We start from the raw sequence: 12,476 nt of genomic DNA on the forward strand, positions 1-12,476 counted from the left end.
GGCACCCAGCGGTCAGCCGTGGTGGTCACGGACGCCTGGGGACCACCACAGCTGATCGACCGGTGGGCTCAGGCCGCGGCGGCCGGGTGCAGCGGGACCTCGGGGACGTCCGGGCGCGGGAAGGCCGGGCGCAGGGTGAGCGGCGGGCGGAACGGCCGCCAGGTGCCCTCCCGCTGCGCCAGCCGGTCGGCGACGGCGTAGATGACCGCCGGGTTGTGGCCCATGCCCAGGTGGCTCGCGTACACGGCGATGTTCTCGGCGTGCGGCGAGAGCCGGTCCAGGCACGCCTGCCAGGCGACGATGCCGTCCTGGTGCGAGTAGATCGACGTCGACGGCACCGGCAGCGGCGTCGACTCGCTCTCCAGCGGCAGCGTCCGCTTCTCCACGTGCAGGTGCGAGTAGCGCTCGAACACCTTGTGCGCGCGGGTCTGGCTGTCGCGCTTCAGGCCGAAGGGGCTGCCCAGGGTGATCACCTGGCGTACCGCGTCGGGGGTCTTGCGGGCGAGGTCGCGGGCGAAGATGCCGCCCAGGCTCTGGCCGATGAGGGTGACCGAGCGGCCGTAGCGGTCGCTGAGGTCCTCGATCCGGCGGCTCATGCCCTCCACGCACTCCTGCGTCGGGCCGATGTTGCGCCCGAGCCGCCAGCCGTGGACGCGGTAGCCCAGCCGCCGCAGCGTGCGGCGCAGCGTCGCCGTCGACATGTCGTCGGCCATGAGGCCGGGCAGCACCAGGACGGGGTGGCCGTCACCGGTCGGTAGTCGCGGCAGCAGCGGGCGGGCCGCCAGGTAGAGGCCGTAGTCGGCCATCGCACGGCTCACCTCTGTCAGGTACAGGGGCAGGCCGGGCCCGTCGTGGGGCTGTCGCGACACGTCGTCCTCCTCGCCGGCGGCACTCACCGCCTCGCCCGGGCCGGTACCCACCCTGGAGTACCGGTCACACCTGACTGCGACGACTCGCGGTGTCCAGTGTGGCCCCGATCACATGCGTCACAGGGGTCCCAGGCGCGCGACCAGGGCACTTTCCTGTGCCGTATCAATGACCGGACGGCGGCCCACCGGGTGCCGCCGGCACGCGCAGCGGGAGGGGACCGTCAGGGTGGACGAGGTGCCGGGGACCAGCAGGACCGTCGACCTGGGCGGCCCGGTGCACGTCGTGGACCACGGCGGCGCCGACGACGGCCCGGTGGTCGTGCTGGTGCACGGGCTGGGCGGGTCGCACGGCAACTGGGACCTGTTCGCGCCCCTGCTGACGCCGTCGGCCCGGGTGTGGGCCCTGGACCTGCCCGGTTTCGGCCGCAGCGAGCCGGGCGAGCGCCGCGCCACCGTGCCGGCGAACGTCGCGGTCCTGCAGCGCTTCCTGCGCGAGGTGGTGCGCGAGCCGGCGGTGCTGGTCGGCAACTCGATGGGCGGGATGGTCTCGCTGTTCACCGCCGCGGCGACGCCGGACCTCGTGCGGGGCCTGGTGCTGCTCGACCCCGCGCTGCCCGGCGGCCGGCGCCGGCTGGACCCCCTCGTCGCGGGCACCTTCGCCCTCTACGCCCTGCCGGGTCTGGGGGAGCGGTTCCTCGCGCTGCGGCGGGCCCGCTCGACGCCGCTGACCCGGGTGCGGAAGATGCTCGAGCTGGTCGGCATCGACCCCGACGAGCTGCCCGCCCCGGTGGTCGACCGCGCGGTCACCCTGCTCGAGCAGCGCGAGGACGTCGCCGGGATGGACCGTGCCTTCCTCGCCGCGGCCCGCTCGCTGCTGGGGATCCTGGCCGACCCGCGCCGCTACCGGGCGGCGATGGCGCGGGTGGCCGCGCCGGTGCTGCTGGTGCACGGCGACCGCGACCGGCTGGTCCCCGTCGACGCCGCCCGCGAGCTGGCGCAGGCGCACCCCGGCTGGCGGTACGAGGAGCTGGCCGGGGTCGGGCACGTGCCCCAGCTGCAGGTGCCCGACCGCCTGGCCGACCTGGTGCTCTCCTGGATGGGCGAGACCGTCAGCGGCCGCGCAGTTCGGTCTTGAGGACCTTGCCGCTCGGGCCCTTGGGCAGCTCGTCGATGACGACCACCTCGCGCGGGTACTTGTAGGCGGCCAGCCGCTCCTTGCAGAACGCGATCACCTCGTCCGGCTCGACCGAGGCGCCCGAGCGCAGGCTGACGAAGGCCACGACCTCCTCGCCGAGCCGCTCGTCGGGCCGGCCGACGACGGCGGCCTCCATCACCGCCGGGTGGGCGTGCAGGACCTCCTCGATCTCGCGCGGGTAGACGTTGAAGCCGCCGCGGATGACCAGGTCCTTCTTGCGGTCGACGATGTAGAAGAACTCGTCCTCGTCCACGTAGCCGAGGTCGCCGGTGTGGAACCAGCCGCCGCGCATCGCCTCGGCGGTGGCCTCGGGCCGCCCGAGGTAGCCCTTCATGACGTTGTGCCCGCGCAGCACGATCTCGCCGACGTTGTCCGGCCCGGGCGGCAGCGGCCGGTCCTCGCCGTCGACGACGCGGACCTCGCAGCCCCACATGCGCTTGCCGATCGAGGTGACCCGCCGCTCCTCGGCGCTGCGGTTGAACGTGGCCAGCGCGCAGGTCTCCGACAGCCCGTAGCCCTCGAGGATCGTCGCCCCGGCGTAGGCCGCCTCGAAACCCTTGATGACCTCGCCGGGGATCGACGCGCCACCGGAGACGCACACCCGCAGCCGGGAGACGTCGCGGCCGGACAGGTCGGCGTGCATGAGCGCCACGAACATGGTGGGGACGCCGCAGAACACGGTGACCCGGTGCTCCTCCATCGCGTCGAGGACGGCGCCGACGTCGAAGCGGGGGACCAGCGACAGCGTCGCGCCGGCGCGGATCGCGCAGTTCATGACGCTGGACAGCCCGAAGACGTGGAACAGCGGCAGCACCGCCATGCCGACGTCGTCGTCCCGGTACTGGAAGGTCTCCGCCGCCACCGACGCCGCCATGTACATCTGGAAGTGGGTGAGCTCGGCGCCCTTGGGGCGGCCGGTGGTCCCGCTCGTGTAGATGATCGTGGCGGTGTCGTCGGGGGACATCTGCTCGACGTCGGCCGGGTCGGCGCCGGCACCGGCGGCGACCAGGGCGTCGAACGGGGTGGTGTCCGGCGGCGCGTCCGGGCCGCCGGGCGCGGAGACCACGTACACCCGGACGCCGCCGGCCTCGGCCGCACCCTTGACCGCCTCCTCGGCGAACGCGTCGAAGGTGACCAGCACCTTCGCGCCGCTGTCGGAGAGGTGGTAGCTCACCTCGGGCGCCTTGAGCAGCGGGTTGAGCGGCACGACCGTCATCCCGGCCCGCAGCGCCCCGAAGTAGGCGAGCACGAACTGCGGCACGTTGGGCAGCTGCAGCGCGACGCTGTCGCCGCGCTGCAGCCCGGCCTCCCGGAGCCCGCCGGCCACCTGCGCCGAGAGCTGGTCGACCTGCCCGTAGGTCAGGGTGAGCGGGCCGAGCCGCAGCATCGGCTTGTCCGGCTGCGCGGCGGTGGACTCGCGCAGCATGGTGGCGAGGTTGAAGGTCATGGCCTCTCCTGGGCTGGGACACCGGCTTCCGCACGGTGCTGTACCGCAGGAGACCTGGCTCACACCTGACCGAGTGCCACCACCTCGTCCAGGCCCGCCTGCAGGTCGGCCACCAGGCCCGCCGGGTCGGTGACGGCGGCGGAGTCGAGGTTGACGCCGATGCAGCACTGGTCCTCGTGCGAGAGCAGCGTGACCATCGCCGCGCAGCCCGGCAGCGGGCCGAACGGGTACATCCGCAGGATCCGCGAGCCGGCGATGTACACCGGGTGCGCGACGCCGGGCATGTTGCTCACCTGGACGTCGTTGGCGCTGGTCAGCCGCCCGGAGACCGCGCCGACCACCGGTGCGGGGAGCCAGTGCAGCGCCGGGCCGAGCAGGTCGTCGGTGACGCCGCTGGCGCTGGTCTCGCGGGCCGAGAGGACGAACTGCCGGATCGTGGCGATCCGCGCGGCCGGGTCGGCCTCGGCGAGCGACGCGGTGAACCGGGCGCCGGTGAACCGGTTGCCGCCCTGGGCGTCGTCGCGGGCCCGCAGGCTGATCGGGATGCCGACGGTCATCGTGCCCAGCGGGGCGCCGGTGCGCTCGTGGTAGCGGCGGAAGCCGCCGACCACCGCGGCGAGGAACCCGTCGTTGAGGCTCCCGCCGGCCGCCTTCGCGCCGCGCTTGAGGTCGGCGAGCGGCACCTCGAGCACCTCGAACCGCCAGTCGCCGCCGCGGGCGGCGAGTGCGGGGGAGCTGCCGCGCGGCGGCGCGAGGGTCTTCGTGGCCGCGCGGGCGGCGTCGAGCGCCTGCGCCGCCACGTCCCGCGGGTGGCGCAGGGTGCCCAGCGCCTCCACGCCGCGGCGCAGCGCGGCCAGCGGTACCGAGCGCGCGGTGCCGACCAGCTGCTCGGTCAGCGCGCCCACGCGGGAGACCTCGCCGGGCACCGGGGCCGGCGGCTCGGGCCGGGCGGGGTCGCGGTCGGGGCTGCGGCGGTGCAGCAGGCCCATGAGCTGGACGGCGCCCAGCCCGTCGGTGGTGCTGTGGTGGGTCTTGACGACGTAGCCGGCGCGGCCCTCGGCCAGGCCCTCGACCAGCAGCACCTCCCACAGCGGCCGGCCGCGGTCCAGTGGGGCGGAGGCGAACTCCCCGACGACGTCGAGCAGCTGCCGCGTCGAGCCGGGCTCCTCCAGCCGCACCCGGCGCACGTGCCGGGCCAGGTCGAGGTCGTCCACCGTCACCCAGCGGGGCGCGCCGACGCCCAGCGCCGGCTCGACCACCTTCTGGCGCATCCGCGGCACCATGCGCGAGGCCCACTCGTGCGCGCCGAGGAAGCGGTCCCAGTCCGGCGCGGTCTCGAGCACCTCCAGCAGCGTGACGTTGGCGCGCAGCCGCGGGTCGGCCGCCTCGGCGCGCCACATCGCCGTCTCGATGGGGTTCATCTCCGGCGAGGTGCCCCAGTCCAGCGGCGCGGCGGGGACCGCGGGGGCGGGCCCGGCCTCCTCGGCGGTGGGGGACTCGGCGACCACCGGCCGCTGCGTGCGCCCGGACCAGTTGGCCAGCGTGGCGACGAAGGAGTCGCGCACCTCGGTCACGTGCCGGTCGAGGTCCTCGACCGACCAGCCGGCCGTGTCGACCGGGGGCAGCACCCGCACCTGCACGGTGCCGGGGGAGATCGTCGTCGCGCCGCGCCACATCAGCTCGCCGGCGTTGCGGATGACCACCGGCACGACCGGCACGCCGGCCTGCATCGCGACGTGGAAGGCGCCCTTCTTGAACGCCCCGAGGGTCGGGGTGGCCGAGCGGGTGCCCTCGGGGGCGACGACGAGCGAGATGCCCTCCTCGAGCCGCTGCACGGCGGGCTCGAGGGCACGGCGGGCCTGGGCGGGGTCGCTGCGGTCGACGAAGGCGACGTCGGCCAGCCGGAACGCCAGGCCGAAGCCCGGCGTCCGCGCCAGCTCCTTCTTGGCCACGCCGGTGAACCCGCCGCGCAGCAGCTTGGCGAGGATGAGGACGTCGAGCTGGCTCTGGTGGTTGAACAGGAACACCGCGGGCCGGGTGGCCAGGTGCTCGGCGCCCTGGACGTCGAGCCGGACGCCGGCCAGCGCGCTGCCGAGTTCACCCGCGAGGGTGAGGCCGAGGTCGACCGCCTCCCGCCGCGAGCCGCCCAGCGCGCCGACCGCGAGGCCCGTGGCGAAGCCGCCGAACATGCCGCCGACGCCGGCCAGCGTGCGGGCGACGTCGGCCGGGGAGGTGCTCCCGCGGCGCTTGAAGCGGGCGACCGGCCACGAGTAGTGCCGGGCCGCGGCGGTCAGCCCCTTGCCCGGGTTGAGCGCGCGGGCGCGGCCGACGGTGCGCAGGAAGGGGACGTCCTCGTCCCCGTTGGAGTAGGCGTAGCTCTGCAGCAGGTCGATGCCGTGCTCCTCGGCGAAGGCGCGCACGGCCGCGGCCTTGCCCGCCCGCCACAGCAGCGGGCCGCCGGGGCGGCCGGTGCAGACGCCGTCGACGATCTCGACGGGGGAGACCAGCACGTGCTGCACGCCCAGCGCGCGGGCGGCCGGCTCCACCTGGAAGCGGGTCGCCGACGAGGCCAGGACCACGGTGTGCCCGGCCTGCAGGTGGGCGGTGACCAGGCGCCAGGCCTCGGGGTACAGCGAGCCCGCGATGCCCTGGACGAACAGCCGCTCGCCGAGCTCGGCCAGCTCGTCCTCGCTGCGGCCGGCCCAGGCGCGCATGCCGGCGACGGTGAACCGCTCGAAGTCCTCCTCGGTGGTGACCCCGCGTAGGCCGGTGAGCAGCAGCTGGCCGAGGTCGGTCGGGGTGACGTGCAGCGAGCGCAGGTGGTGTCGGGCGAAGGCGGCCAGCGAGTAGCCGTCGATCACCGTCCCGTCGAAGTCGAAGAACGCCCCGACCCGCGGGCCGGGCGGCGCCGCCTCGACGTCGGCGACCAGCTGCTCCTCGGTCCAGACGTTGCTCCGGGCCATCGCGGCCGCCTGGTCGCGCAGCCCGCCCCCCGTCGACGTCTCGGCCGTCACGGTTCCACCCCCACGTTCTCCCGCCGCGCCGCGGCGTCCAACTCGTCGATCACCACTACTCGGCCGACGACGTCCCGGACTTGAGCGGCCCACTCCTGCCGCCGGCGGGCCACGTCCTCCCGGCCGGGGTCGACCAGGTCGAGGTTGGCGGCCAGCCGCAGCGCCCCCGCGAACAGCTCCCGGGACAGCGACTCGGGCCCGTGCAACCGGCCCTGCAGCAGCATCTGCTGCCCGACGCCGGAGCACTCGGCGAGGAACTCGGGCTCGGTGACCGGCGTCCGCGGGTCGCGGGCGGCGAGCCGCTCGGCGACGACGAGCTGCGCGTCGACGAAGGACCGCAGCACCCGGTGGGCCACCAGCAGGTCGGCGCGGCAGAGGACGTCGCGGCCGTCGGCGGTCTCCCATCCCGGGTCCAGCCGCTCCAGCTCGGCGGCCAGCCGGGCGCGGTAGGCGTCGCGGTCCTCGAAGAAGAACTCGAACTTGAGCAGGTCGCGCAGCCGGTAGGCCTCGTCCCAGCGGTCGGCCGGGTCGCGCAGCATCACCAGCTCGGCGATCGCCCGGTCGACGAAGTGGTGGATCGCGTTGTTGCGGTAGAAGGCGGCCACCAGGTGCTGGCCGCGCTCGATCGCGTACACCGGCTCCTCGCCGCCCTCGTACACGGTCACCACGCCCTGCCCGGCCAGCGCGCCGAGCACCCGCCGCACCCCGTGGGGCGTCCCCAGCGCGGCGCCGGAGTGCGGCAGGCCCCGCTCGGTGAGGTAGCGCAGCAGCGGCTCGAGCACCCGCTGCACCTGCGCCAGCGTCAGCGCCCGGTCCCGCACGCCGAGCAGGGCGAGGGTCACCAGCGCCGTCGCCGTCGCCGGGGTGACGTCGTTGATGCCGACGGCGACCCGGAAGGCCACCTTCTGCAGGCTCAGCCGGCGCGAGCCCGGGTCGGCCGGGTCGGCGCCGCGCAGCGCCGCGGCCAGCGACAGCGGCTCGGCGAAGCCCACGTGCACCGTGCCCAGCGGCGTGCGCACCTGCTCGCGGATGTAGGACGCCATCCACGACAGGCCCTCGCCGCGCTTGGCCGCGCCGCCCTGCTCGGCGGCCATGCCCGACACCTCGCGGAGCTGGTCGTAGGTGATCGACACCGGGACCAGGTAGACGTCCTCCACCCGCTTGCGCTCGACGGCGTCGGCGACGAAGCCGAGCAGCCCGTGCCGCGGCGGGCGCAGCTTGCCGGTGCGGGAGCGGCCGCCCTCCATGTACCACTCGAGGTTGAACCGCTTGGCCAGCAGGAACGCCAGGTACTCGCGGACGGCGGTCTTGTAGACCTGGTCGTCACCGAAGCTGCGCCGGATGAAGATCAGCCCGGCCCGCTTGGCGATCGACCCGACCGGCCAGAACCGCAGGTTCTCCCCGCCGAGCACGTGGTTGCGCGGGAAGTCGTGCTGCGCCAGGACGTCGGCGAGGACCAGCGGGTCGACGTAGGAGCGGTGGCTGGGCAGGAACACCAGCGGGTGGGTCCGGTTGAGCTCGCGCAGGTCGGTGAGCCGTGCGGTGTCGGCCTGCACGTCCCAGGCGCGGGCGTGCACCGGCCGCAGCAGCCCGGTGAACACCTCGACGGCGGCCGGGTCCATCGCCGCGACCAGCTCGTCGAGGTCGGCGGCGGCCTCGGCGGCCACCTCCTCCTCGGGCAGCTCCAGCCGCCCGGCCAGCGCGGCGACCTCCGCGCGCCACTCGGGGCTGTGCCGGATCGCCTCGGCGACGTGCCGGGGCACCTTGGCCCGGTCGCCGACCACCTGCCGCTCGGCCCGGTCGAGGGCCAGCGCCGCCTGGTGGGCGACGAACGCGGCGAGGCTGCCCGTGCCGTCCCACCGGCCGGTCAGCTCGCCCACGGTGGCCGGCTCGGCGACGACGACCCGCGCCCGGTCCGGGTCGCGGCGCACCGCCGCCGCCTGCAGCGGGGCCGGTGGGCGGCGCAGCAGCGAGGGCCGGGCCGCCGACCACCGCCCGCGCCGGCCGGGGCCGCGGCGGGTCACCTCGGCGCCGCCGCGCGGCGTCCACGCCACCCGGGTCGCGGTCACCACGGTGGCGGGGTCGGCGTCGGCCAGCGGCCCGGCCAGCGCCGAGCCGCTCAGCGGCAGGACCGTCCCGCCCGGGGGCAGCCCCTCGGTCGCCATCCGCCGCTCGACCTCGCTCGCGGCGTCGACCAGCACGATGCGGGGGACGTCGTCCGCTCCGGGGCTCATGCGCACTCCTTCCTCGGGGCTCGTCACGGCTCGCCGGCGCCGGGTACAACGGTCGGGACGCCCCGCCGGTCACGGGGCCGGCGCCGGCGGGTGCAGCCGATCCTGCTCCCGCCCGGCGCGGCGCGGGCCGGTCTCAGCGCTGGTCGAGGGTGGCGCGCAGCGCCTCCAGGCCGGAGTAGTTGGGGCGCCAGCCCAGCTCCTGCTTGGCCTTGGTGGTGTCCATGATCGCCGGGTGGCTGACCGCCTCCACCCACTCGGCGGCCGGCGGCAGGAACGGCAGCCGGGACACCGCGCGGGCGGCGAACTGCGCCGGCGCCGCGGGCAGCGGCACCGGGAGGGCGCCGTACTCGCGGGCGACGTCGGCGGCGGTCAGGACGCCGTCGCCGGCGATGTTGTAGGCCCCGGGCGGGCCGGCGGCGACGACGCACTGCAGCAGCGCGGAGCCCACGTCGTCCTCGTGGACGAACTGCAGCGGCAGGGCCGGTACCGCGACCGGCACCGGGACCGGCAGCCGCCGGGTGCTCTGCTCGGCCAGCCACCGTCCCAGCGGGGCCAGCGGGCCGGGCAGCAGGTCCTTGGCGCCGACGGTGTGCGGGCCGAGCACCACCGGCGGGCGCAGGAGGTACAGCCCGAGCTCCGGGTGGGCCTGCGCCTCCTGCCGCAGCAGCTGCTCGAGCTCGGCCTTCTCCTGCGCGTAGAACAGCCGGGACGCGGGGCGCACCGGCCAGTCCTCGGTCATGCCGACCGGGTTGTCCCGGTGGAAGCCGTACGCGGCGAGCGAGGAGGCGTAGACGAACCGGCGTGCGCCGGCGGCGGCCGCGGCGCGGAACGCGTTGAGCGTCCCGTCGACGTTGATCGCCCGCGTGGTCTGCCGCGAGGCGTTGCCGGTGATCAGGAACGCGAGGTGCACCACGACGTCGACGTCGGCGAACGCGTCCTTCAGCGCGTCGGCGTCACGCACGTCGCCCCGGCGGTACTCCATCTTCGTCCAGCCGCGGGCGGCCGGGTCGAAGGGGCGGCGGGCGATGCCGACCACCCGGCGGACCCGGTCGTCGGCCTGCAGCAGGGGGACCAGGCCCTCCCCGAAGGTGCCGGTGGGGCCCGTGACGGCGACGGTCAGATCGGTCTCGGAAACAGTCACGACGGCGCGCTACCCGGGGTCGCCGGGCGTGAACCGGGTCACGCCCGGCGACCGCCGGGTCACGGCGCGGCCGCGGCCGGCTGCGGCTCCGCGGCGAGTCCGACGAGCTCGGCGATGCCGCGGCAGATCCCCTCGGCCAGCACGTCGACGTCGGGGAAGGCGTCGAAGTCGGCGTTGATGCCGAAGGTCATCGAGTTGAGGTAGCTGAAGATCCCGATGGAGATCCGGGTGCCGCCGGCGATCGGCACGTAGGGGTGCGCCGACACCATGCGCTTGCCGAGCACGTACAGCGGCACCCGCGGGCCGGGCACGTTCGTCGTCACCGCCTGGCACCACATCTGGCCGGTCTGCATGGCCGACCGCACCCCGAGGGCCAGCAGCGTCGGCGCGACGTAGTCGCCCACCCCGATGATCGAGCGGGCGTCGACCGCCTGCATCGTCCTCTTGTACTCGTCCATCTGCTGCTTGACGGCGGCCAGCCGGGCCCGCGGGTCGGGCTCGCCGACCGGCAGGTCGACGAAGACGGCGGTCACCCGGTTGTCCAGCGACCCGCGCTCGCCCTCCTTGCGCACCGAGATCGGCACCATCGTGCGGACGACGGTGTCGCCGCCGAGCGCGCCGCGGCCCTTGAGCAGGTCGCGGAAGCCGCGGGTGATGGCGGTGAGGACGACGTCGTTGACCGTGCCGCCGAGCGCGGTGCGGGCGGTGCGCAGGTCCTCGAACTCGGCGTCGGCCCACGCCCAGCGCCGGTGCGGGCCGATCGGGCCGGTGAGCGTGCGGGCCATCGGGGTCAGCGCCTGGCGGGCCAGCTGCGGGACCGACGACACCGCCGCCTTCGCGCTGTTGAACAGCCCCTTCGCGCCGGTGCTGACGGCCTCCGGGCCGTGCACGAGCTGGCGCAGGGGAGCGGTGAGGGTCTCGGTGAGCGCGCCGGCGATCATCTCGACGCCCGAGGGGCTGCGCTGCGGCGACCAGTCGCGCGGCGCCTTGTGCTCGGCGTTCGGGTCGAGGTCGAACATGACCTGCATCAGGTCGGTGCCGGCGATGCCGTCGACCATGCAGTGGTGGACCTTGGAGATGATCGCCCAGCGGTCGTCCTCCAGGCCCTCGACCAGCCACACCTCCCACAGCGGCTTGGCCATGTCCAGGCGCTGGCCGAGCACCCGCCCGGCGAGGTTGCGCAGCTGCTCCTCACCGCCGGGCTTGGGCACCGCGGTGTGCCGCACGTGGTAGAGGATCTGGAAGTGCGGGTCGTCGACCCACAGCGGGCGGCCCAGGTTGAAGGGCACCTCGCGCACCCGCTGCCGGTAGCGCGGCACCAGCGGCAGCTTGCTCAGCAGCAGCCGCACCAGGTCGCCGTAGGACGGCGCCGGTCCCTCGAAGACCGCCACCGAGCCCACGTGCAGCGGTGCGTTCTCGGTCTCCGCGTAGTAGAAGCCGGCATCGGTCGCGCTCAGGCGGTCCACGGTCGCTCCCCAACTCGTCGAGACGGTGTCGGCCGGTCCCGTATCCAGCGACCCGGCCGTCGGAACACGGTCGTGTGGTGCCGGACACGGTAGGCAGGTCCGCGGTCAGCCTGCCTGCCGGACGCTGCCGGGGCCAGCCGCTGCCACCCGGTCGAGCAGGTCGGTGAGGGCGCGGTCGACGACGGCGGTGCGGGTGAGGTTGACGCTGTGCCCGGCCCCCGGGACGACGACCAGCTCGGCCCGCTCGCCGATCCCCTCGGCCAGTTGCCGGCCGTGCTCGGCCGGGGTCAGCCGGTCGTACTCGGCGGCGACGACGGTGCACGGGACCCGCCCGAGCACCGGCAGGGACGCGGTCTCGTCGTGGTCGAGGAAGGTTCCGTAGAAGGCCATGGTCACCGTCAGCGGCGTCTCCTCGAGCATCGCCTGCACGACGCGGACGGCCTCGCGCGTGGCGTCGTCGCGGCCGAACAGGTAGCGGCGGGTGAACCGGTGGCCCAGCCGCGTGCCGCGCCGCCGCAGCCGCTCCAGCCCGGGGGCCAGCAGCCGCAGCCACCACAGGTAGAGGCCCAGCAGGTGCAGCGCGCGCATCGCCTTCACCGCGAACCCCAGGGGCCCGCGGGCGACCAGGCCGCCGGCCGAGGTGGCCAGCAGGAACGCGCCGACGACGCGGGTGCCGAACAGCTCGGGCCGCTGCCGGGCCAGCGCCATGATCGTCATGCCGCCCATCGAGTGGCCGGCGAGGACCACCGGCCGCCCGGCGGGGACGACGGCGTCGAGCACCTGGCCGAGGTCGCGGGCGGTGCGGTCGATGGTCGCCGTCCGCGGGTCGACCCAGCGGGACCGGCCGTGGCCGCGCTGGTCCCACAGCACGATCCGGGCGCGGTCGCGGATCGCCTCGACCTGCAGCTGGAACTCGCCGAGGCGGGCGGTGAACCCGTGGGAGAAGACCACGGTGACCGGGGCGTCCTCGGGTCCGTCGAACTCCACGTGCAGGTCCACGCCGTCGTCGGTGCGGACGGTGCGCGAGCCCGGCGGCGGGGGTCCGTCGATCCCCGGGACGACGGGGATGCGGGGCGGGACGGGGGCGGGGCGGTAGCGGCGGAGCGGCAC

At 75.3% G+C, this 12,476-nt stretch carries 8 protein-coding genes; 1 reads left to right on the top strand and 7 read right to left on the bottom strand.

The genetic code is table 11. The features are described from left to right. Nucleotides 1–68: 68 nt before the first annotated feature. Entirely contained in the window at nt 69–869 is an 801-nt protein-coding gene (locus ACI798_RS03350) for an esterase/lipase family protein (RefSeq protein WP_457047230.1), read from the bottom strand. A 226-nt stretch (nt 870–1,095) separates the two neighbouring features. Between ACI798_RS03350 and ACI798_RS03355 the strand changes: the two genes are divergently transcribed. After that, complete coding sequence (locus tag ACI798_RS03355; protein WP_456941876.1) at nt 1,096–2,004, top strand: alpha/beta fold hydrolase; 909 nt, start codon at nt 1,096–1,098, stop codon at nt 2,002–2,004. Here the strand turns inward: ACI798_RS03355 and ACI798_RS03360 are convergent. From ACI798_RS03360 to ACI798_RS03385, 6 genes are all read right to left on the bottom strand, one after another. Further along, on the bottom strand, nt 1,979–3,511 hold the full coding sequence (locus tag ACI798_RS03360) for a long-chain-fatty-acid--CoA ligase (RefSeq protein ID WP_456941877.1): 1,533 nt from the start codon (nt 3,509–3,511) through the stop codon (nt 1,979–1,981). The genes ACI798_RS03355 and ACI798_RS03360 overlap by 26 nt on opposite strands. A gap of 59 nt (nt 3,512–3,570) precedes the next feature. Further along, complete coding sequence (locus ACI798_RS03365; protein WP_457047231.1) at nt 3,571–6,525, bottom strand: wax ester/triacylglycerol synthase family O-acyltransferase; 2,955 nt, start codon at nt 6,523–6,525, stop codon at nt 3,571–3,573. Continuing rightward, nucleotides 6,522–8,759: a glycerol-3-phosphate 1-O-acyltransferase gene (locus ACI798_RS03370; protein ID WP_457047232.1), complete on the bottom strand. Its 2,238-nt coding sequence runs from the start codon at nt 8,757–8,759 to the stop codon at nt 6,522–6,524. The genes ACI798_RS03365 and ACI798_RS03370 overlap by 4 nt, the downstream gene beginning before the upstream one ends. 133 nt (nt 8,760–8,892) lie before the next feature. After that, nucleotides 8,893–9,900, bottom strand: coding sequence for an NAD-dependent epimerase/dehydratase family protein (locus ACI798_RS03375; protein ID WP_457047233.1), 1,008 nt, complete (start codon nt 9,898–9,900; stop codon nt 8,893–8,895). Nucleotides 9,901–9,959: 59 nt separating this feature from the next. Then, on the bottom strand, nt 9,960–11,366 hold the full coding sequence (locus tag ACI798_RS03380; protein ID WP_457047234.1) for a WS/DGAT/MGAT family O-acyltransferase: 1,407 nt from the start codon (nt 11,364–11,366) through the stop codon (nt 9,960–9,962). Nucleotides 11,367–11,471: 105 nt separating this feature from the next. Then, nucleotides 11,472–12,476, bottom strand: coding sequence for an alpha/beta fold hydrolase (locus ACI798_RS03385; protein WP_456941882.1), 1,005 nt, complete (start codon nt 12,474–12,476; stop codon nt 11,472–11,474).

It is taken from the genome of Geodermatophilus sp. SYSU D01045 (genome assembly GCF_054050295.1).